The organism is Enterococcus moraviensis ATCC BAA-383 (genome assembly GCF_000407445.1).
Taxonomy (GTDB): Bacteria; Bacillota; Bacilli; order Lactobacillales; family Enterococcaceae; genus Enterococcus_L; species Enterococcus_L moraviensis.
The window spans coordinates 260,120-282,448 of the sequence record NZ_ASWB01000001.1 but is presented as its reverse complement, the minus strand read 5'-3'; the positions used below and the strand labels follow the sequence as shown (position 1 = coordinate 282,448).

Annotated in this window: 22 protein-coding genes; 2 read left to right on the top strand and 20 right to left on the bottom strand. The window is 36.6% G+C overall.

Going from position 1 to position 22,329, the window contains the following annotated elements; genetic code table 11:
• Positions 1 to 5 precede the first annotated feature (5 nt).
• The 11 genes from I586_RS01395 to I586_RS01345 all read right to left on the bottom strand — a co-directional run bounded on the left by I586_RS01395 (position 6) and on the right by I586_RS01345 (position 10,181).
• Complete coding sequence (locus tag I586_RS01395; protein WP_010764967.1) at positions 6 to 1,103, bottom strand: prephenate dehydrogenase; 1,098 nt, start codon at positions 1,101 to 1,103, stop codon at positions 6 to 8.
• A gap of 28 nt (positions 1,104 to 1,131) precedes the next feature.
• The gene (gene aroC, locus I586_RS01390; protein ID WP_010764968.1) at positions 1,132 to 2,298 is read right to left on the bottom strand and encodes a chorismate synthase; all 1,167 of its coding nucleotides are present in this window, start codon (positions 2,296 to 2,298) and stop codon (positions 1,132 to 1,134) included.
• Between the two features lie 132 nt (positions 2,299 to 2,430).
• On the bottom strand, positions 2,431 to 3,492 hold the full coding sequence (gene aroB, locus I586_RS01385) for a 3-dehydroquinate synthase (protein WP_010764969.1): 1,062 nt from the start codon (positions 3,490 to 3,492) through the stop codon (positions 2,431 to 2,433).
• Positions 3,493 to 3,545: 53 nt separating this feature from the next.
• Positions 3,546 to 4,580: a 3-deoxy-7-phosphoheptulonate synthase gene (gene aroF / locus I586_RS01380; RefSeq protein WP_010764970.1), complete on the bottom strand. Its 1,035-nt coding sequence runs from the start codon at positions 4,578 to 4,580 to the stop codon at positions 3,546 to 3,548.
• A 29-nt stretch (positions 4,581 to 4,609) separates the two neighbouring features.
• Positions 4,610 to 5,479: a shikimate dehydrogenase gene (gene aroE / locus I586_RS01375; RefSeq protein ID WP_010764971.1), complete on the bottom strand. Its 870-nt coding sequence runs from the start codon at positions 5,477 to 5,479 to the stop codon at positions 4,610 to 4,612.
• A gap of 396 nt (positions 5,480 to 5,875) precedes the next feature.
• Positions 5,876 to 6,859: an NAD(P)H-quinone oxidoreductase gene (locus tag I586_RS01370; RefSeq protein ID WP_010764972.1), complete on the bottom strand. Its 984-nt coding sequence runs from the start codon at positions 6,857 to 6,859 to the stop codon at positions 5,876 to 5,878.
• Positions 6,860 to 6,932: 73 nt separating this feature from the next.
• Positions 6,933 to 7,385 (bottom strand): hypothetical protein, encoded by a 453-nt coding sequence (locus I586_RS01365; RefSeq protein ID WP_010764973.1) that lies wholly within the window; start codon positions 7,383 to 7,385, stop codon positions 6,933 to 6,935.
• Between the two features lie 82 nt (positions 7,386 to 7,467).
• A complete protein-coding gene (locus tag I586_RS01360) occupies positions 7,468 to 7,839 on the bottom strand; it encodes a thioesterase family protein (protein ID WP_010764974.1) in 372 nt (123 codons plus the stop codon).
• Positions 7,840 to 7,844: 5 nt separating this feature from the next.
• Complete coding sequence (locus tag I586_RS01355; RefSeq protein ID WP_010764975.1) at positions 7,845 to 9,056, bottom strand: CCA tRNA nucleotidyltransferase; 1,212 nt, start codon at positions 9,054 to 9,056, stop codon at positions 7,845 to 7,847.
• Positions 9,053 to 9,841, bottom strand: coding sequence for a 4-hydroxy-tetrahydrodipicolinate reductase (dapB, locus tag I586_RS01350; RefSeq protein WP_010764976.1), 789 nt, complete (start codon positions 9,839 to 9,841; stop codon positions 9,053 to 9,055). The genes I586_RS01355 and dapB overlap by 4 nt, the downstream gene beginning before the upstream one ends.
• On the bottom strand, positions 9,834 to 10,181 hold the full coding sequence (locus I586_RS01345) for a nucleotide pyrophosphohydrolase (protein WP_010764977.1): 348 nt from the start codon (positions 10,179 to 10,181) through the stop codon (positions 9,834 to 9,836). The genes dapB and I586_RS01345 overlap by 8 nt, the downstream gene beginning before the upstream one ends.
• A 161-nt stretch (positions 10,182 to 10,342) precedes the next feature.
• Between I586_RS01345 and I586_RS01340 the strand changes: the two genes are divergently transcribed.
• Entirely contained in the window at positions 10,343 to 11,236 is an 894-nt protein-coding gene (locus tag I586_RS01340; RefSeq protein WP_010764978.1) for a YitT family protein, read from the top strand.
• A 50-nt stretch (positions 11,237 to 11,286) separates the two neighbouring features.
• Here I586_RS01340 and I586_RS01335 read toward each other — a convergent pair whose 3' ends face one another.
• The 6 genes from I586_RS01335 to I586_RS01305 all read right to left on the bottom strand — a co-directional run bounded on the left by I586_RS01335 (position 11,287) and on the right by I586_RS01305 (position 18,380).
• Positions 11,287 to 11,823: a ReoY family proteolytic degradation factor gene (locus I586_RS01335; RefSeq protein ID WP_010764979.1), complete on the bottom strand. Its 537-nt coding sequence runs from the start codon at positions 11,821 to 11,823 to the stop codon at positions 11,287 to 11,289.
• A gap of 8 nt (positions 11,824 to 11,831) precedes the next feature.
• Positions 11,832 to 13,091, bottom strand: a complete 1,260-nt coding sequence (locus I586_RS01330) for a tetratricopeptide repeat protein (protein ID WP_010764980.1) — start codon at positions 13,089 to 13,091, stop codon at positions 11,832 to 11,834.
• A gap of 3 nt (positions 13,092 to 13,094) precedes the next feature.
• Positions 13,095 to 14,141: a hypothetical protein gene (locus I586_RS01325; protein WP_010764981.1), complete on the bottom strand. Its 1,047-nt coding sequence runs from the start codon at positions 14,139 to 14,141 to the stop codon at positions 13,095 to 13,097.
• A 900-nt stretch (positions 14,142 to 15,041) separates the two neighbouring features.
• On the bottom strand, positions 15,042 to 15,317 hold the full coding sequence (locus I586_RS01315) for an HU family DNA-binding protein (protein ID WP_010761417.1): 276 nt from the start codon (positions 15,315 to 15,317) through the stop codon (positions 15,042 to 15,044).
• Between the two features lie 247 nt (positions 15,318 to 15,564).
• The gene (gene der / locus I586_RS01310) at positions 15,565 to 16,875 is read right to left on the bottom strand and encodes a ribosome biogenesis GTPase Der (RefSeq protein ID WP_010764983.1); all 1,311 of its coding nucleotides are present in this window, start codon (positions 16,873 to 16,875) and stop codon (positions 15,565 to 15,567) included.
• A gap of 179 nt (positions 16,876 to 17,054) precedes the next feature.
• Positions 17,055 to 18,380, bottom strand: coding sequence for an acetaldehyde dehydrogenase (acetylating) (locus tag I586_RS01305; RefSeq protein ID WP_010764984.1), 1,326 nt, complete (start codon positions 18,378 to 18,380; stop codon positions 17,055 to 17,057).
• A 284-nt stretch (positions 18,381 to 18,664) separates the two neighbouring features.
• Here I586_RS01305 and I586_RS01300 point away from each other — a divergent pair, with 284 nt between their 5' ends.
• A complete protein-coding gene (locus tag I586_RS01300) occupies positions 18,665 to 19,441 on the top strand; it encodes a helix-turn-helix domain-containing protein (protein WP_010764985.1) in 777 nt (258 codons plus the stop codon).
• 96 nt (positions 19,442 to 19,537) lie between these two features.
• Here I586_RS01300 and rpsA read toward each other — a convergent pair whose 3' ends face one another.
• The 3 genes from rpsA to I586_RS01285 all read right to left on the bottom strand — a co-directional run bounded on the left by rpsA (position 19,538) and on the right by I586_RS01285 (position 22,293).
• Positions 19,538 to 20,749: a 30S ribosomal protein S1 gene (rpsA, locus tag I586_RS01295; RefSeq protein ID WP_010764986.1), complete on the bottom strand. Its 1,212-nt coding sequence runs from the start codon at positions 20,747 to 20,749 to the stop codon at positions 19,538 to 19,540.
• Between the two features lie 214 nt (positions 20,750 to 20,963).
• Positions 20,964 to 21,632 (bottom strand): (d)CMP kinase, encoded by a 669-nt coding sequence (gene cmk / locus I586_RS01290; RefSeq protein WP_010764987.1) that lies wholly within the window; start codon positions 21,630 to 21,632, stop codon positions 20,964 to 20,966.
• 121 nt (positions 21,633 to 21,753) lie between these two features.
• Positions 21,754 to 22,293, bottom strand: coding sequence for an SAG1386/EF1546 family surface-associated protein (locus tag I586_RS01285; protein ID WP_010764988.1), 540 nt, complete (start codon positions 22,291 to 22,293; stop codon positions 21,754 to 21,756).
• Between the last annotated feature and the right edge of the window lie 36 nt (positions 22,294 to 22,329).

The window sequence follows — 22,329 nt, the reverse complement described above, 5'->3', positions numbered from 1 at the left end:
ATCATTTATTTTTCGTAACACAAATAGTCTGTACCTTTTTCAATCGTTTCTTGCGCTTTTGCTAAATCTTCGTGTCGCTTAAAGCTCAATTGTAGAATACCATAGATATCTTCTCTTGTTTCCAGAATTTTCAAATTAATCAATGATAATTTTGCTTTACCAAGCAAACCAGTAATTTCAGCGATAACGCCTGGAACATCTGGTACATCAACAAATAAATCGTGAAATGCCGGAATAGCGCCCTCTTTGTGCACAGGCATTTGGTTTCTTGTTTCTTTAGCTTCATAAAAAAATTGATAAATGGCTTCTTTATTTTCAGTTTTGATCCAATTGGAAACTTGATCCATCTCATTTTGCCATAAGTGCATCAATTCTAGCAAAGCTTGTTTATTACTCAATAAAATATCAGTCCACATTTGTGGATCGGATGAAGCGATTCGAGTAATGTCACGAAAGCCGCCAGCAGCTAACTGACGTGATCGCGGATGGTCTTCATTGAAAACTTTACTTTGATTGACCAAACCCGCTGCAATAATATGTGGAAGGTGACTAAGCATTCCTGTAATTTGATCATGTTCTTCAGCTGTCAGAACCACAAATTTTGCCCGTGTTCCTTTTAACAATTCTTGCAATTGGTTCACTTGTTTTTCATTTTCAGTTTCAGATGATGTTAAAATATAATAGGCATTTTCAAAAAGATTCTCATCTGCTGCAGTGACACCAGATTTATGTGAACCAGCCATTGGATGTCCACCGATAAATGTTTTTAGTCCCGCTGTTTTTGCAGATTCGATGATTTCTAATTTTGTACTCCCCACATCAGTTATAATTACATCTGACTTTAAAGGTAATCTACCTAGTAGTTTTAACTGATGAAGCATACTTTTAACAGGTGTACAAAGAAAAATAACATCTGATTGTATGGCCGCTTCTTCAATCGAAGTTCCTTTTTGATCGATAATGTTTCGTTTTAACGCAAATTCTTCCGATTTTTCATTGCTATCTATTCCAATAACCGTGATCAAAGGATGTTCTTTTTTTATGCATAATGCTAATGAGCTACCTATCAAGCCTAGTCCGATAATCAATACTTTTTTTTCCATTCCGCTTCACTCTCCATATGTTTTTTTGTTAAAACGTTTGAGTGTAACGGCGATAAGAGATGACTTCTTCTTTCATCTGATCAAAAGCATCACTACCAAACTTCTCCAGCATTGCTTGAGCTATTTCGGTAGCTACAACTGCTTCGCATACAACGCTTGCTGCAGGTACAGCTGTGCTATCCGAACGTTCTACACTTGCTTTGTATGGTTCTTTGGTATCGATATTTACGCTTTGCAAAGGTTTATATAACGTCGGAATAGGTTTCATAACACCTCGCACAATAATTGGCATTCCGTTTGTCATACCACCTTCAAAACCACCTAAATTGTTGGACGTTCTTGTATAACCAGTTGCTTCATCCCAGACGATTTCATCCATGACTTGACTACCAGGCTTAAAGCCCATTTCAAAACCAATTCCAAACTCAACACCTTTGAACGCATTGATACTCGTAACTGCTTGGGCGATTTTAGCATCAAGTTTACGGTCCCATTGCACATAACTTCCCAATCCAATTGGTACTCCACCAACAACAACCTCCACGACACCGCCGATTGTATCGCCATTTTTTTTGGTTGTATCAATTAAATCACGTATATCTTGTTCAACTGAGGGATCTAGCACACGAACATCAGAATTTTCTGATCGTTCTTGTATTTCTTTTACAGTTAGATTATTAGGGATTTCTGCTTTTATCCCACCTAAAATTGCAACGTGCCCAGCTACTTCTATATCTAATTCTTTCAATAACTTTTTGGCTACTGCTCCGATTGCTACGCGCATCGTCGTTTCTCTTGCAGAAGAGCGTTCCAATACATTTCTAAGATCTTCGTGTTGATACTTGATCCCACCAACCAAATCTGCATGTCCTGGACGAGGTTTGTTGACCCGGCGAATTTTTTTCTCTTTCTCCGTAACTTCTTCAATGGACATAACAGAAGTCCAGTTTTTCCAGTCTTTATTTTCAACGACAAGGGTAACAGGTGAACCTAAGGTCTTGCCATGACGAATACCTGATGTGATTCTTACTTGATCTTTTTCAATCAACATTCTCCCACCACGTCCATAGCCGCCTTGTCTTCTTGCTAACTCATGATTAATGTCTTCTGGTGATAGAGGCATGCCTGCTGGTAACCCCTCAATAATTGCTGTTAATTCTGGTCCATGTGATTCTCCCGCTGTAATAAACCGCATCTAAATTCCTCCTAATTTTAAAAGCTGAAAGAGCTTGGTAAGCCTTGACAGAAAATAGGAAAATCAGAGGGTGGCGTTTTTTGCCACAATCAGATTTTGTCTTTTTACCGAAAGGCTAGCTCTTGAAGCTAGCTAGTTTAAATAACTCTTCATTTCTTCGATTGGAATACGAACAATTTTTGCTTCGCCTATTGACGCTAATAAAATAATATTGATTTTCCCGCCACGTGCTTTTTTATCATGTGTTAATGCAGTGTATAATTGCTCTTGGTCCCAGTATTTTGAAGTGATTGGTAAATGAAATTTTTGGATCATCTTATTTAATTGATCTGTTGTACCAACTGGTGTCAAACCGTTGCTTTCAGCAACCCTTGTGATTTGGCTCATCCCAATCGCTACACCTTCACCATGAGTTAAATTCCCATAACCTGCTGTATTCTCCAAAGCATGGCCAATCGTATGACCAAAATTGAGCAGTAAACGAATACCATTGTCCAATTCATCTTTCTCAACAACGTTTCGTTTTATTTTACAACAAGCAGCGATTATTTCGGTTGCATGTGCAATCAAATCATGTTCATCCGTCAATTCATCTAGTTTTTGCCATAATTTTTCATCCGCTATCGCTGCTGATTTGATTATTTCAGCGATTCCTTCTCTAATTCGACGTACTTCTAATGTGTTTAATGTGTCTGGATCAATTAAAACACCATCAGGTTGAGCAAATGTACCGACTAAATTCTTAGCTTTGGTAGTATTGACTGCTGTTTTGCCGCCAATACTACTATCTACTTGGGCTAATAATGTTGTTGGTACCTGTAAGAAATGAAGTCCTCGCATATAAGTCGATGCAACAAAACCTGCTAAATCACCAACAACGCCACCGCCTAACGCAATGATACCGTCACTTCTCGTCATACCTTCTTCTGCTAAGAAATCATAAATTTCAGCAGCAACATTCAACCGTTTACTTTGCTCACCTGCTTCAATTACAAAAGTAGAAGGGTCAAAACCTGCTTCTTTTAAGCTGTTATAAACCAGATCTCCATACAATGGTTGAACGTTTGTGTCTGTTATGATGACAATTTTTTGTGATGACCAAAGTTCTTTAGCCCACGAACCTATCTTTTTTAACAACCCGTTTTCAATGCTCAAATCATATGAATGGTTTGGTAAATTTACCGTGAGTTTCATTTATTTCAACTCCTTTTTTTATTAATTAAACATTCGATTTAGTAGCTCTTATCTTAGCTGTTCGATTCTCCTAAAGCATTGATTTCTTTCATTGCCTTTTCCATGATATGAACTTCTTCCATCATTCTCATGTAGGTTTTTTCGTTTAATGATTGAGGTCCATCAGACCATGCGTTAACTGGATCTGGGTGGATTTCGACGATTAATCCGTCAGCACCTGCTGCAACACCTGCACGAGCCATTGGAGGAACAAGATCCCAAATACCTACACCATGGCTAGGATCAACAATGATTGGAAAATGACTTAATTTTTTAATCAATGGGACAGCACTTAAATCAAGTGTATTACGAGTAGCTGTTTCGTAAGTACGAATACCACGCTCGATAAACAACACATTGAAGTTTCCTTGTGCGGCAATGTATTCTGCCGCATTTAACCACTCATCAATTGTACCAGAAATACCTCGTTTTAAGCCAATTGGTTTCCCAGTTTTCCCAACTGCTTGTAATAATTTGAAGTTTTGCATATTTCGTGCACCGATTTGTAGTATATCGCTGTATTCTGCAATCATATCAATATGTGCTTCATCCATAACCTCAGTGATTACTTTCATATCAAATTCATCGGCTGCTTGACGGATGTATTTTAAACCTTCTTCTTCCAAGCCTTGGAAAGCGTATGGTGATGTTCTTGGCTTAAACGCGCCACCACGTAGGATTGTTGCACCTCCAGCTTTGGCAATTCTTGCACATTCACGAATTTGATCTAAACTTTCGATTGAACAAGGACCTGCCATCATGGTCATGCTACCATCACCAATTTTGACACCATCAACATCAACTACCGTATTTTCAGGGTGAAATTCTCGACTTGTTAATTTGTATGTTAAAGATATTCTAACGGCATTTTCAACACCGTCGTAACTCGTAAATGCTACATCTTGCATTTTTCTTGTGTCACCAACCAATCCAATGATTGTTTGTTCTTTCCCTTCACTTAGATGCACTTCTAATCCTTCTTTTTTGACACGTTCGATCACCGATTTAATTTGTGCTTTCGTTGCTTCTGATTTCATGATTACGATCATTGTTGTTCTCTCCTTCAGTCAATTCTATTTTAGTTGTTTTCGATAATTGGTTTTACGATTTCTATTGGCATTTCTTGTCCTGTCCATTTTTCAAAAGCTGCAGCTCCTTGATAAAGCAGCATGCCTAAGCCGTTCTTTGTTTTTGCGCCACGTAGACGAGCTTGTTTAAGAAACTCAGTTTCTCTTGGTGTATAGATGACATCGCAAACTGCTAAGTCTGGACGAATGATGGAAAAATCTTGAATCGGTGTTTGGTCTTGTAATGGTTTCATGCCAACACCAGTTGCATTTAGTAATAAGGCACTTTCTGCTACATCTTTTGCTAAGCTCGTTTCATCTGACAAATCATTTAAGGTAATCGTACAAGTAGTATTCTCTGAAATATAAGCTAACTTTTCTTTGATTTTGTCATAGAAATCGTCTTTACGATTATAAACAGTGATTTCTTTGACACCATCTAAGGCTGCTTGAACAATGATTGCTGTAGCTGCGCCACCTGCACCGATAACGGTCATTTTTTTACCAATAATTTCAACTTGAATATCTTGCAAACTTCTCATGAAACCAGTGCCGTCTGTATTATGACCTGTCAGTTTGCCTTGATCATTCGTAATCGTGTTGACAGCGCCAATCAAGCGAGCTGCTTCACTTAGCTCGTCCATATACTCCACTGCTAAAATTTTGTTTGGCATCGATAGGTTAGCCCCCATCATATCCAAATTTTTGATTGAATCAATTGCTTGTTTTAATCCCTCTGTCCCCACTTCAAAAGCAAGATATACGGCATCAATTCCTAGTGCTTGAAACGCTGTATTATGGATCATTGGTGAAACACTGTGACGAATCGGTGTAGCAAATAATGCAGCCAATCTAGTGTGGCCTGTGATCTTATTCTCCATCTTATTTCCTCCAAAAAAGTGATTTTCTTCAAACAAAAAAGGTGTTCACGTAAATTTTCAGAAAAAATCTACAGTGAACACCTCACAAAAAACAGGTAATATAAAAGCCACTATAGATTTTCTCATCTACGCGGCTGAAAGTCATCTCAAAATCCCCTAGCCATCATAGATACAAACTTGCTAGTCTGCATCCATAATGTTATGAATACAAACTCATCTAAAATAGCTAAAGTAATAATTATTCAGTTGTGATTGGTTATGCTTCATGGTTGTCATATGAATCACTCCGTAACTGATTTATTTAAGAATTGTCCTCAGTATATACCTACAAAAACCAAGTGTCAACATTTTTTTCTTGTTAATTTCAAAATTCAATTGATTTTTGTTTTAAAAGCCTTATGATTCTGTTGTTTTTAAAATGATTTTTCCTTTATTTTTATTGTCCGCCATATACTTATGAGCCTTTTCAACCTCATTTAGAGTAAAGACGGAATCAATGATCGGTTTTAATTCACCGGATGCAAATAACGCACTTGTTTTTTCAATAAACTCTTTAGTTAATTTTGCTTTGTAAGCATCACTCCGAGGTGTGAGCAACGTTCCTTTGATTGTAATTCTTTTTTGCATCACTGTCATCAAATTTACATTTTCAACAATAGATCCACCTAAAATTCCAATCAGAATCAAACGACCGTCATCCGCGATACTGTCCAGGTTGCGTGCCCAATAATCGGCTCCAATGAAATCTAAAATCAAATCAACCCCTTGTCCAGCGGTTTCTTTCATGATTCTGTGACTAAAGTCTTCTTCTTTATAGTTAATCAGCGTATCTGCTCCTAAAGATTCACACAATTGTAGTTTATTCGCGGAGCTTGCTGTGACGAATATTTTGGCGTTTGTTAATTTTCTAGCCAACTGGATTGCAGCTGTGCCGACACCACTAGCACCTGCATGAATCAATACTGATTGTGTAGGCATCAATTCTCCTAACCAAAAGAGCGTTTGATAGGCAGTTAGAAACACTTCTGGAATTGCAGCGCCTTCTTCAAATGTTAACTGGTCTGATAAAGGCATTGCATTTCCAACATTCATCACCGCATACTCTGCATAGCCACCGCCATTTACCAATCCCATTACACGGGAACCGCAAGGAAACTGTTCTGAATCACTTTCTACTACTGTTCCTGAAACTTCAACACCTAAAATAGTATTTCCCTTTGGCAAATTTCCTGTTTGTTTTGCGACTAAATCAGTACGATTCACTGCAGCCGCTGCGACTTTGATTCGTAACTGATCCTTTTCTCGTACAGGCATTGCCATCTTCTCGTTTACTTTCAATGTTGCTTGTTTCTCTTTAAAAGACAATTCAACGGCTTTCACTTATTATCCCTCCTAATATGAATAAAAAACCGTAGAATCTTTTAGTAAGAGTTCTACGGTTAAATCAGTTCTATTAAAGCTCTTCACCATATACATCGTCAACCGTTTGTTTTGGATCGATTACGATATATAAGCTTTTTGTTTTTTCACTGACTTTAGTAGATTGGTATACATTATCTAAACCTTCGTCAGTTTTGTCTTTGTATGGGAAGTAAACAAGATCTGGTGTACCAGTTTTGTATAAAATTTCCATACGTTCGATGTCTTCATATTTTAAAGCACGGGCAAACATTCCTAATTCAAGACCACCAAGGTTGATATCGTGTGTTTGAACGTGGTCGCCTTCTTGGAAGATTTCGATTTTGAATCCTTCACATGGATGGATTTCCATAAATTCGCTTCCGTGAATACGACCGAAGCTTGTTGTGATTTGTTTGATCCATAGGTCTCCGATAAAACGGCGTCCGATTGTCCAAGTTTCACCATTTCTAAAATAAAATTTCAATCCTGTCATTTCTCTACTCATAATATAAGTCTCCTTATCTAAAATAATTACTACAAATTTAAGTTTAGCATAACTTTCATCTCAGGTCACACCATTAGCTTCATTACTTAGGATTAGCTAATTTATCTAAAAAAACGTCTGTTAAGATAACAGCTCTCTGATGGGTTCCAGTAGCTACGAGTTGTTCATCATCAAATGCTTCAAAAGAAAAATTGATTTTTGTTTTTTCTTGAGAATCCACTTTTACTTTCACAATGATCTTTGCCCCAACTTTAGACGGACGTAAATGTTTCGCATTGATAATAGTCCCTACACTTGTTTCCTCTAGTGCTAATTCCTTATGTAGATACTCTTTTGCTGTATTCTCTACCATAGCAATCATCACAGGTGTAGCTAATACAGCCAAGTCGCCAGAACCAATTTCTTCAGCAGTATCTTTTGAACCAACAACAAACTCTTTCAAAAATTCTTCCACGGCTTTCACTCCTTATCGATTATATCTTGTGCGTAAGCAATCAACAGTGATTTGTCATTTGCGATTTGACCATTTACAACAGCCGTTTCAAGCGTTACGATCATATCCCCTAACCATTTTCCTGGACTTTTAGCAAAATAAGCTAGTAAATCATTCCCCGTAATTGCAAGTTGCTTTCTATCATGGATCTGCAAATTTAAATAGCGTTCTTTTGCTTCTTCAAGTTTACTCTTTTGCCCGTAATAATACAATAGATTTTCTACTGATAGTACAGCATCCAACCCTAAATTGAATAAATCCATCACTTCCCAGTCGGCTTGAAGTCGTTTATTTAACCCATAAATCAGTAATTGTACATGATGAATCGTCTGGTTAGACTGCTTCCAAACCTTTAAAAAACTTCGAACTTCATTTTCTTTCAGTCCCATTGTATGCATGAATAAAGCCCAAGCCTGGTTTTCCGTTTCAATCTGTTTATTAGGTAAATCCGAAAAATTCAACAATGCCTCACCAAAATTACGTAAACCAGGACAGTATTGATAGCACTCTGTTTCTATAAATGGTATTAAAGCTGCTCGTCGATTTTTTCCTAATAAAAGTTTAATGAACTCAACAGCGATTCTTTCTACTGAAATTTTTCCTAACAATGGATGAAATTCCTGAATAGCCGTTAGCGTTTTGGGTTCAATCGTAAAATCAAGCTGACTAGCAAACCGCAAGCCGCGCATCATTCGTAATGCGTCTTCGTGAAACCGTTCTTTAGGATTTCCGACAGCACGAATGATTTGTTGGTTCAAATCATTCATTCCATCAAATAAATCAATGATTTCACCAGTCACGTCCATCGCCAAGGCATTGATGGTAAAATCTCGACGTTTTAAATCTTCTTTCAATGATCGCACAAACGTTACGGTGTCAGGTCTTCTAAAATCTTGGTATGTTGATTCTGTTCTAAAGGTCGTGATCTCATATTGTTCATCACCAATCAAAACGAGCACAGTTCCATGATCGATACCAACATCGATCGTTCGATGGAAAATTTGTTTGATTTCTTCTGGATAAGCACTCGTTGCAATATCCACATCATGAATCGGCTGATTTAATAAAGCGTCACGAACACTTCCGCCGACAAAATAAGCTTCAAATCCATGTGCTTGAATCTCTTTTAGCACACTAGCCGCTTGAGTAAATTCATCTGGTACTATTTCTAGTTTCATAATAGATTTTCCAAACCATACACTAATTTGTCTAAGTGAACTACTTTTTCACACCCTAATGCCACACCAGTCATAAATGAACTGCGGTCATAGGAATCATGCCTGATCGTCAACCCTTCTCCAACACCGCCAAATTGAACTTGCTGATGTGCTATCATGCCTGGTAAACGTACACTGTGGATTTTCATCCCATCAAAATCCGCACCACGTGCACCTTGAATCAATTCTTTTTCTTCTGGATGACCTTGATTTTTTTTCGCACGCACTGCACTCATCATTTCAGCTGTTTTGATAGCCGTGCCGCTTGGAGCATCCAATTTATTATCATGATGCAACTCAATTATTTCAACGTCTGGAAAGTATTCAGCTGCTTTTTGTGCAAACTGCATCATCAATACTGCGCCAACAGCAAAGTTTGGCGCAATCAATCCACCAACTTTCAACGTTTCTGAACGCTCGATCAGTTCACCTAATTGTTCTTCTGTTAAACCAGTTGTTCCAACAACTGGCGCGATTTTGTGTTCTATTGCAAAACGTGTATTTTCGTAAGCTACTTTTGGAATGGTAAAGTCGATCCAAACATCTGGCTGAACAGAAAGAACGTCTTCTTTCGTTTTAAATATTGGTACATCTATTGTTGGATACTCCGTTAATTCGTTGAGATTCTTTTTGTCTTCAAAAGGATCTAATACACCAACCAATTCAAATCCTTTGTGATCCAAAACCATTTTAGTTGCTGTAGCACCCATCTTTCCTTTGAAACCTGCGACTAAAATTTTAATCATTTGTTCGTCCATCCTTTCGTTCAAAACGATATTTATCCCGTTGATTGAATTTTTCCATATTTTTTTGAAATGCTTCTGTTAAGTCTATATCTAATGAATTTGCCATGATCATTGTCACAAACAATACATCACCTAATTCTTCCGAAACTGTTTTTGGCTTTTCATCCATCTTCTTGGGTTTCTCACCATAATAATGATTGATTTCCCTTGCTAACTCTCCAACTTCTTCTGTTAATCGTGCCATTTGGCTTAATGGAGAAAAATAACCCGCTTTAAATTGTTGAATATACATGTCTACTTCTTTTTGCATAGACTGTAACGATTGATTCGTGTCTGTCATTTTACCCCAACCTCTCTACTACACATCTTATCAAAAACTACGCCATCTGAAAAGCTTCTACTTGTTGTTTTATATTGAGAATGATAAAGTGAGTACTGGACAGGGGTTCTTGGATATGAAGGTATGTGATATCGACCCAATTTGGTTTAGGAGTGAAAAAGATGATTGAAGAAAAAAAATTTTATGTTAAAGATGTTTTGCTGATACTAGTTGGGACATGCCTTTATGGGTTTGGTTTAGTAACCTTTAATATTGCAAATGATCTAGCTGAAGGTGGCGTAACTGGGATTACATTGATTTTACGAGCACTTTATTACATAGATCCGGCCTATTCAACATTGGTTATCAATATCCCGTTGATTTTGATTGGCGGAAAAGTTTTAGGGAAGCACTCATTTTATTATACAATTTTAGGAACGGTCTCTTTATCCGTCTTTTTATGGTTATGGCAGCGATTCCCAATTGACATTAACTTAGATCACGATTTATTGATCGCCTCTTTATTAGCTGGACTTGCTGCTGGTATTGGCAGTGGGCTAGTTTATCGCGTAGGTGGAACAACTGGTGGAACAGATGTAATTGCCCGAATCTTGGAAAAAAATTATGGCATCAGCATGGGACGATCATTACTTATTTTTGATATATTGGTACTGCTTTTATCTCTTACTTATATTGATGTTAAACGGATGATGTATACTTTGATCGTTTCATTTGTTTTCAGTAAAGTTGTTGATTCTGTCTTAGATGGCGCCTATGCAGCGAAAGGGATTTTAGTGATTTCCGATCATTCAGAAGATATTGGTGAAGTAATCATGGCATTATTAGAGCGTGGTGTTACCTATCTCGATGGTCAAGGGGGCTATTCCCAAGTGGATAAAAAAGTCCTTTATGTGGTGGTCAGCCCTAGTGAAATCATTGAAATCAAGCGAATCGTCCATGAGTTAGATGCAAAAGCGTTCATCTCAGTACTCAACGTCCACGAAGCAATCGGTGAAGGATTTACCTATGCCAGACCTTCAAAAATGCTCTTCAAAAGAAAAAAACAACTAAATTAATAACATAAAAAAGGAAAGATAGAAAATGCTCATTCTATCTTTCCTTTTTTCTAGTTTTTTAAACGATTCAATTCATCAGTTAATTCTAAAAAAGCGTCATAATTATTATCTTCTAAAGCTAAATCAATTTGATCATACAACAGATTTAGCTTGGCTTGTTTTTCCTCATGTGCAAAGAATGCGTTAATAGTTTCAACAACTTCTTCACTTACTTGTTCATTCCAGCGTGCATAGGGATTATCCTCTAAAATTGATAGGTATTGCCCATTTTGCCATGACCCATCGAAGACACATTCTACATAAAGCGCCTCTTTCCAATTCATACGTATCTCATGAAAAATTTGATCGGTATCTGTAAATTCTTTCCCTGATAAAAATAAGCGAATAGGCTCATCCTCAATTTCTTTTGAGGTAACTTTAAGTCCACGAACTGCTTTATCCGCCTGTTCAATGAAATGTACGTTATTTAAGATTGCTTCATGATTAATCAAATAGTTTAAAATCCACAAAACTTCTCGCTGGCTGAATGAAATATTATTGACTAGCCAAAGTAAAAACTCTTTTTTTTCTGCAACATTGACAAACATATGATCACCTATCTTTCTTCAATATCCTCTAATAAAGACTGTGCTTCATTGTCTCCAGGTTCGTGATGTAGATAGTGTTGCAATAATTCTTTTGCTTTCTCTAATTGCCCTTCTTCGCGTAAAAAGACGGCATATTCCTTTAAAAATTCTGGTTCATGAGAGAGCTCTTGGTACGCTTGCTCATAATGGACTTTAGCTAAATCAAACTCTTCTAATTCATTGTATGCATGCGCCAAATTCCATTCACCATAAGGGTGACCTTGTTCTTCCATTTTTTGTACAACGTCAATCACTTCATCAAAGCGATGTTCATTTAAATATAAATTGCTCAATGTCAGTCTTGTTTCATCTGTTTTTTCACCAAGTTCTAACGCCTGCTTCAACAGTGACTCTGCTTTTTCTGTATCATGTAATCTGTAAGCATTTTCGGATGCTAATTGATATAAATCAACTTGGAATGGATTTTCTTTGATCCCTTCGGCTAAAACGATACGTGCTTCTTCAAGTTGTTCTTCTTCTTGTAATGCTTCACCTAAAGACAAATACAACGATTGATAATGGGGATTCAAAGCTCTTAGTTGCTGCAATAGAGCAATTGCTTTTTGGTTTTCATGTAGCTGTAAATAAGTAAACGCCAATTGGAATAGACGATCATCTGTCTGACCTTCTTCTAAAGCATTTTCTAAAAACGGGATAGCATCCTCGAACTCACCCGACATGCTGTGACTACTTCCTAAACGTTCATTGATAGAAACACCAGAGATTTCTGTCACTTGGTCTTCAAGCAATTTTAGGTATGCTGTTGAGGCCTCATGAAACTGGCCGTTTGAAAAGTACAATTCACCTAAGGCAAATAATATCAATGGTTCATCTGGCATCAGTTGTTGTGCTTCTTTTAATTTTGCTTCACTGACTTCGGGGATTCCGATTACTTGATATAAGTCTGCAGTTACAAGTAAGCTCTGGACATAACTATCGCTATCTTTGCCAACCTTTTCTAAATAAACAAAGGCATCATCAATCAAATTATTTTCAATCGCAATCTCTGCTAATGGAATATTCAACCCATCAGCATCAGGAAAGACCGTAAATAAATGGTCAAAAATGACTTTAGCCTCTTCTAAAAAGCCAAGTGATAATAATTCTTCTCCTAAATCAGCAAGTGTGTCAGCATCATCTTTTCTGATTGCTTCTGCTAGCATTAATTGTGCTTGTGCTAAATCTTCTTCGTGTAGTGCTTGTAGCATTTTTTCACTATATGTTGTCATATTCTATCCTCTAATTTCTTTTAAAATAGTTTTGTATTTTTCTACTGTTGCTAATAAGTCTTCCGTTTTTGGCCGTTGCATGGTATCAAGTTGGCCTACTTCTTTTAAAAGCGCTGCTGTTTGACCGCGCTCCACGCATTTTAAAATGCCTTCCACGTAATCACTGACTAAAATTTGTTCCGGAAAATCAACTGGAAATCCTAAGCGAATCAACCAAATCAAAAAATTCTTGTAATGAAACGAAAACTTATTGACTTCTTGAGACCAGAACAGCTGCAGTAAACATCCTAAAAAGCGTTTCATATGACTGGATAATAAATGCCCATTCGCTGTTTCTAAAAACCCCTGTTCAAACAGTTGTCCAAATTGGTCAATCGCTTGTGCATCTTTTTCGTAATAACGTATCATCTCATCCAACATACCATTAAATGACTGCTGATTCAATCGCGTTGCATCACTATAATTTTTAAAAAGCATTCGTAAAAAATCGTGACTACATACTAAACCACAACGAATGAAAACAAGAAAATCAACTAATTTCCCATCCCCATGATCTGTTGTTAAGGTATGATCATAAACTATTTTATCTGCTAGTACTAAACTATGCAAAACAGGATGATTCTTTAGTTGTATTTGAGCTTTAGCAATCAAGCTTTTGCTGAGCGATTGGATGGATAGTGGCAAAAGCCAACAGTCCGAGGTTAATACAGATGTTTTATGCAAAAAGCTAGTTAATTGCATCACGCCCTCATTTCCAACGCCTAACAAAAGAAACTCTTGTTGTTGATTAAAATCCGTCAAAAATGCCAGTAGACTTTCTAACTCTTGCATATTGTTACAATGTGAGTCATTCTTACAAATATACCAATCTAATTCTTGTTTGTCATCAAAAAGCTGAATGAGTTTTTCTGAAAACAAATCGTAATAGCGCTGATTAGTGATCAAGAACAGATGTTTCGATTCAAATGAAGCTGATTTAATCTGTGATCCAAACGTTTCGCCATAAAAAATGGTCGTTTGCAATTGATTTTTTTTATAAACGACTTTCATCGATAACACTCCTCTTCTACATTTTACCATTAGTTGTCATAAAACAGAAAGAGGGATGATTTTTATTTCCCAAAACGCAATGAAGAACATTCAAACACAGTCTTTCTTTTAATTTTCTTAAATAACGAGCATGATTGATTCACAAATTATATAGATTAATTCTAATTTTGGTCGGTATAAAATTCTTAGTTATTCATTATACTTAACTTGTTTCAAAAAAGTAACTTTTGAGAAAAATAGCGCACTTCTTCCAAGTTGCTTTTTTAAAGAAACAAAGTGATTTAGTCTGATTTGAATAATTAGCACGTTACACTGTTCATAGGTTTATGATTTGTATTTTGACATAGCTAATTATTTTTATCCTTGAGCCAATCCATCAGATTGGCTCTTATTTTTTTACAGATTAAAATAAAAGAACCCTTGACGATTCAAGGATTCTTTTATTCTGGTGTTCCTATCAAAGCGATATAGCTATCTATGTTAACGATGCGCATATGTTTTACATCAAATTGTCCTCTACTATTATAGTTTCCTTTTACCTCAATTTCATATTGGTGCATCGGTAGCGATAGTACATATTTGGCAAACGGTCTGTTTCTGATGACACAATTAATACAAATATCGTTTTCCCAAATTAACATACCTGTTATAGCATAAGGCTTTTCTTTGAACACCTTGATGTGGGTTAATAGACCTATATGAGTTTCCATAACTTTATCATACACGAAATAATTTCTATGTCCACTAACCTGTTTAGCTATTTAAAATAAGTTATGTATTTTTCGCTATCTGGATCATCTTGGTTTGACTGAGAATTAACGGTATTGGATATCCCTGAACTATTTTGTATACATAGACAAAGAAAGAACCCTTGATTAATCAAGGGTTCTAAGAACTGTCTTATTTAACAGCATCTTTCAACGCTTTACCTGGTTTGAACGCAGGTACTTTACTTGCAGCGATTTGAATTTCTTTACCAGTTTGTGGGTTACGTCCTTTACGAGCCGCACGTTCGCGTACTTCAAAGTTACCAAAACCGATTAATTGAACTTTTTCACCTTTAGCAAGAGATTCTTGGATTGTTGAAAATACAGCATCCACTGCTGCAGTTGCGTCTTTTTTAGTTAAACCAGTTGAAGATGCAACGTTTTCGATTAATTCTGCTTTATTTGCCATGGATTATTTCACCTCCTCCACAAGGGATAGGATATCTAATAGATATCTAATTTACGTTTATTTTTGAGTGGTCCAAAAATGACGTACAAATATTGAAATGGATCAATATTCTGTTATCACGATATCATAGGAAGCTTGTAATAGCAAGGTTTTTGATGCGTTTTAACCAGTTTTTTCTAAAAATATCATTTTTTTTTATAACTCAATGAATTTATTTGTGCATTTGAAAAAAGTGTGGTAAAATGCGCTATTTCCGTCTTCTTGGGATGATTTTTATAGGTGTTCCCTCAAAAGTGAACGCTTTGCGAATTTGGTTTTCCAAGAAACGAGCATATGAGAAATGCATTAACTCTTCTTCATTCACAAAAATTACAAATGTAGGTGGTTTTATCGCCACTTGTGTGCCATAAAATACCTTTAATCGTTTCCCTTTATCTGTTGGTGTTGGGTTGATAGCGATAGCATCCATTACCACATCATTCAACAAGGCAGATGGAATTCGTAGATTCTGATTCATGCTGACAAGTTCAATCAATTCTGGTAATTTATTTAACCGTTGTTTCGTCAACGCAGAAACAAAGATGATCGGTGCATAATCAAGATATCTAAATTCTTCACGGATCTCTTCTTCAAAGTCACGCATCGTATTTGTTTCTTTTTCGACAGTATCCCATTTGTTTACTACAATGATAATACCACGACCTGCTTCATGAGCGTATCCAGCGACTTTCTTATCTTGTTCGCGAATACCTTCTTCAGCATTTAAAACCATTAAAACAATATCAGAACGCTCAATCGCACGCATCGCACGCATCACGCTATATTTTTCTGTTGACTCATATACTTTTCCGCGTTTTCGCATCCCAGCTGTATCGATCATCAAGAATTTTTGACCATTTTCAGATTCAAATCGAGTATCGATTGCATCACGAGTCGTTCCTTCGATTTCAGACACAATTACACGTTCTTCACCAAGAATAGCGTTGATCAATGAAGATTTACCAACATTTGGGCGTCCAATCAAACTAAATTTGATCGTATCTTCGTCTTCCTCTTCGATCTCAGTAGAAAAATGTTTGACTGCTTCATCTAAAACATCCCCAATACCTAAACCGTGGCTTCCAGAAATTGGAAAAGGATCGCCTAGACCTAAAGAATAAAATTCGTAAATGTCATTTCTCATTTCAGGATTATCAACTTTATTAACCGCTAAAATCACGGGTTTGTTACTACGATATAAAATTCTTGCGACTAATTCATCTGCATCTGTAACACCTTCTCTGCCGCTTGCAACAAAGATGATGACGTCCGCTTCTTCAATCGCGATTTCTGCTTGGTGCTTGATTTGGTCCATAAACGGCTCGTCACTTAGATCGATACCACCTGTATCAATAATACTAAATTCTCGTCCTAACCACTCTCCTGTGGCGTAAATACGGTCTCTGGTGACACCTGGTGTATCTTCTACTATAGAAATTCGCTCACCAGCTATACGGTTAAAAATCGTCGATTTCCCAACATTTGGGCGCCCGACAATTGCAATTGTTGGATTTGCCATTCAAATTACCTCCTTGACAAGTTTTCAATCTTTACTAGTTTACCTAAAGCTTGTCTAAGATGCAAGAAAAACTAGTGAAATAAGTCAATTAAAGCGTTGAATAAAAATAAATCCTGAAATTGGCACATAAGAACTGCGACAATTTCAGGATACTTTATTCTAAATGATTCATTTATATGTTATTCGATACCGTATGCGATACGTTTTACGTTCATCAAATGATGAGCTGTCACGTTATCTGTCGTACTGCTGCCTCCCATTGCACCACAACCTAAGGTCATCGATGGTGCCAATTTTGTCGTAGCTCCAATTGCACCTAAAGCTCCTAAGGTATTTACTAAAATACGAGAAGCACGCATTTCTAATCCAAATGTTTCAGCATGAGCATCCGTTGTTGTATGAATCACTGCAGTGTGTCCAGTTCCTTCATTCGCAAGTAATGCTTTGCATGTTTCTACCCCGGCTTCAAACGAGTCCACTGTGAACAGTCCTAAAATAGGGGTTAATTTTTCTCTTGAATATGGATTATGGTGCCCAATCTCTGTCTGTTCTGAAATTAAAATAGAGGTTTCTTCTGGCACCGAAATTCCAACTAGTTTTGCAACGTCTGAAGCACTTTTTCCAACAATATCTGGATTTAATGTACCTGTTTCTCTTAAAATAAATCGGCTGACTTTTGCTGACTCTTCTTCATTCATAAAATAAGCTTTCTTTGCCTTTAATTCTTCAATCACGGCTGCTTTTACAGATTTATCTACTACAAGCGCTTGCTCTGAGGCACAAATGATTCCATTATCAAATGTTTTACTACTAACAACACACTCTATCGCATGTTTAATATCCGCTGTTGCATCAATCAAGACTGGAACATTTCCAGGACCTACTCCAATTGCTGGATTTCCTGAACTATAAGCTGCCTGCACCATTGCTTTACCACCTGTGGCAAGAATCAACGAAATATCTTCGTGTTTCATCAAAGCACTTGTTGCTTCCAATGTAGGTTCTTGGATCACTTGAACTAACCCTGCTGGCGCTCCAGCTTCAACAGCCGCTTTCTCAATAATAGCTGCTGCCATCAAAATTGAGTTTAACGCTTTCGGATGTGGTGAAAAAACAATTGCATTTCTAGTTTTCAAGGCAATCAATGCTTTAAAAATAACTGTGGCTGTCGGATTTGTTGATGGGATCAAGCCGGCCACTACACCTAAAGGAATACCGATTTCAATGATTTTATCTTCTTTACAACGATTGATCACACCTACAGTCGCTAAATCTTTGATGCTTTCATAAACTTGCTCACTAGCGAATGTATTCTTGATGATTTTATCTGAAACTTTTCCAAAGCCTGTCTCCTCATTCGCTGAAATTGCTAACTTTTCTGCATTATCTAACGTTTTTTGATAAATATTTCTTACGATGTCATCTACTTGCTCTTGTGTATAGTTTTCGTACGTAGCTTGTGCTTTTTTGGCTGTTTCAACCAATAGTTCAATTTCTTTTGTCATATTCTAACACTCCCTTATTTTATGATTCTTCCACCATGGTCTTTTAAATTGCTGAATCACCTTAGTCGATAGAATTAAAAACGTTTACATATTGAGTTTAAACTATTTGAATCAATTTGTTAGGGAATATTTTAAGGATATTATGGAGAAAATTTACCTTTTTGTGTATTTATTTCACAAAGAATCACACTTGAAAGCTAAATATATTCAAGGTATTATAGAGTAGTAAAGAAAATTTCACAAACTGATTGACTATTATCGTATCAAAGAAAAGAGGGATTACTATGTGCCGATTATTGATTGTCAGCAACGATACCAAAGAACATTTATTACTGCAACAATCTATCAATGATTCATTTCTGAATATAAAAGTCTTACCTCCTGCTAAAACGGAATTGGAAGCTTTAACAATTGCGGAAACCCTACTTCCGGAAATTCTTTTGATAGCAATTGACCACTTAGACGTCGATGGCTTTATTGTCAAACGCAAAATAGTCCAACAACTACCCAATATTAAAGTCATTATTTTGACTGAGCGTGATAACTTTCAGAGTATTCATCAAGCTTTACGATGTGGTGTAATCGATTACATTCTTATGCCGATTGATTTAGATGAAGTCAAATTTGCAATTGATCGTTGTGTTAAGTCGCTAAACCAAGTCTCACTCATGGATATTTTAAATAAAAAGCCCAGTGCTTTAGCAAAAGAACAAATCAACACAATTTTAGATTATATCCATGAGCATTATAATGAAGAAATCAATTTAACTACTTTAGCTGAGATTATGCATTTGAATCGACATTATGTCAGTCGTTTCTTTAAAGACGCTGTTGGAATGAACTTTATTGATTACCTGACGACTTACCGCATCGAAAAAGCAAAACAATTACTCATGAAGACAGAAGAATCTATTACTGAGATTTCTGGAACTGTGGGGTATATTGATTCTACATATTTTAGTAAGTTATTTAAGAAGAAAGTTGGGCAATCCCCACATCAATTTAGAAAACAATATCGTGGTGAATTTATACCAGCAGATTTACGAATAATTTATAATTAATACGCCCATTAAAAAGAACACTAGCTACCTTATATTAGGTGGCCAGTGTTCTTTTTTAACAAAAAAGCGAAGGGCAACCTTCGCTTAGTAGTACAATTATTCTGAATCAGTATCTTGTGCTTTTAAAGCATCACCTAATATATCACCCATTGTAAAACCAGTATTTTCTTCTGGCAATTCATATTCTTGCACATCTTTTGGTTCTTCTTGAGATTCAGGTTTTGCTTCTAATGCTTTGACGCTTAACGCAATCCGATGTTCATCTGGATTAACTTCTAACACTTTTACTTGTACTGTATCGCCTTCTTGTAATACTTCGTGAGGCGTTGCAATATGTTTATGCGAGATTTGAGAAATATGAACCAAGCCTTCAACGCCTGGGAACACTTCAACAAAAGCTCCAAAGCTTGTTAAGCGTTTAACTGTTCCATCCAAAACAAATCCAACAGCGGCTTTGTTTTCGATATCTTCCCACGGTCCAGCTAATGTTTCTTTTATTGAAAGAGAAACACGTTCTTCATCAGGATTGATAGAAAGGATCTTAACTTTTACATCATCTCCTACTGTCAAAACATCACTTGGTTTGCCAACATGTTGATGAGCAATTTCAGAAACGTGAACTAATCCATCGATACCGCCTAAGTCAATAAACGCACCAAAATCAGTTAAACGAGCAACTTTCCCTTCAACGATGTCTCCATCATGAAGCGTTGCAAGAATATCTTTTTTCTTAGAATTTTTCTCAGCAGCAACTACTGCTTTGTGAGATAAAATCAAACGATTTTCTGAAGGTTCGATTTCAATGATTTTGAAAGTCAATGTTTGGCCTTTGTATTCTGAAAAGTCAGCAACAAAATGGTCTTCTACCATTGAGGCTGGTACAAATCCACGAACACCTACATCAACCACTAAACCGCCTTTTACAACGTTTGTAACGGGTGCTTCGATGATTTTACCTGCTTGGAAATCTTGTTCGATCTCTTCCCAGACTTTTTTAGCATCTAAACGACGCTTAGAAAGCAAATAGCTGCCATTTTCTTTATCTTTGCCAATTGTTGTGATGACAACTAAATCTAAAATGTCACCAACTTTTACTAATTCGTTGATATCTTCTACTTGCGTTGTAGATAATTCTTTAGCTGGAACGACACCTTCAACACCAGCACCTTCGATGCCAACAATTACTTGTTTGTCTTCGACTGCAAGAACTTCCCCTTTAACGATATCTCCAACGTTTACTTCTTGGAAACTGTTCATTGCATCTTCCATTGTTTCATTGCTGTTTTCCACTTTTTTGTCTTCTGTCATGAATACTTATCCTCCTATGCCACCAAAAAATTCGTAAAAACTGACCTACTCTTTTAATAGTACGGGATTTTACTGAAAAAATAAAGCGATTTCTCTCATTTTCTTTTTTTTCTTTCAGTTAAGAAGCAATTTTCTTTCTTTAAGACAAAGAAAGTGTAACTTTTTTAAAAGTTACACTTTCCATTTTACTATTTTAGAAACCAATGTTCAGACTTTATTTGTTTGTTGCAATAATTTCTTCAATTGCTCTAACAACTTCGTCTATACTCATACCTGTTGTATCGATTTTCACCGCATCTACAGCTTGTTTTAAAGGAGAGACTTCTCTCGTTGAGTCTAAATAATCCCGATGTTCGATTTCTTTTTTCAATGTTTCAAAATCAGTTGCGATTCCTTTTTCCTGATTTTCTTTATAACGTCTTTCGGCCCGTTCTTTGACACTGGCTACTAAGAATATTTTCACTTCTGCATCTGGCAAAACAGCAGTTCCGATATCTCGTCCATCCATAACTACTCCGCCTGCTTGACCAATCTCTTGTTGCATTTCTACCATTTTTTCTCGAACGGCAGCATGTTTTGCGACAATCGAAACAGCGTTGGTCACATTAGGTTGTCTAATCGCTTCTGTCACTTCAACACCATCAACAAAAACTAATTGTTCTTTTTCTGTCTGCTCGAATGAGATTGTATGTGCTAAACATAGTTCTACTAACGCTTTTTCGTTTTCGAAATCAATGTTCTTTTCAAGTGCCAAATATGTTAGAGCACGATACATTGCACCCGTATCACAATAGACGTACTTCAATTTTTTGGCTAAAATTTTAGCAACTGTACTTTTTCCAGAAGATGCTGGTCCATCGATCGCAATACTTATCTTTTTCATAATGAACTCCTTCGTTTATCACATAGTAAAAGAGTCTGGTACAAAACATATACTGTTTTGTTTCAGACCCTCAAAAGTAAACAGTACAAGCCTTAAAAATGCTTTTGTTTACTCATTTTTATTATTTAACTCTTAATCTGTCTCCGATTTGTAAAACAGAATCTAAACTTAACCCATTCAATTGTAACAACTCGTCCGTGCTTATACCATTTCTCGTTGCAACTTGATTTGGCCCTTCTCCAGCAAGAACTTCTGTATAAACACCCTCTTCTTCGGCTGAACTAGTTGGTGTTGTTTCTTGTGGTGTACTGCTCACGGCTTCTGAAGATGATGTTGGTTGTTCTTGTGACGCATTTTCGCTTGAAGCTGCTGGTTTTGTCGAACTATTTTTTGTTGATGATTGTACAACTACTGAGGACGAAGGTTGGCTCGCCTGCTTGTTATCATTTGGTTTATCTCTCATCACGTATAGGTATGTTCCTACAGGTAAAGTAATGATCAATAATAAAAGAATAACTAAAATTGTTAGAAAGACTGTATTCCCCTTTTTTTGTTGACGTTTCTCTGAGCGAGAGCCCCCAGCATTCTTGTCTGTTTCATAAATTGACTGCTCCCAAGGTTCACGTGCACCTGATGGTTTCTTCTTATCTTTTTTACTCACGTATCGTTCCTCCTAAAATTCTCTCGTTTGCTATTA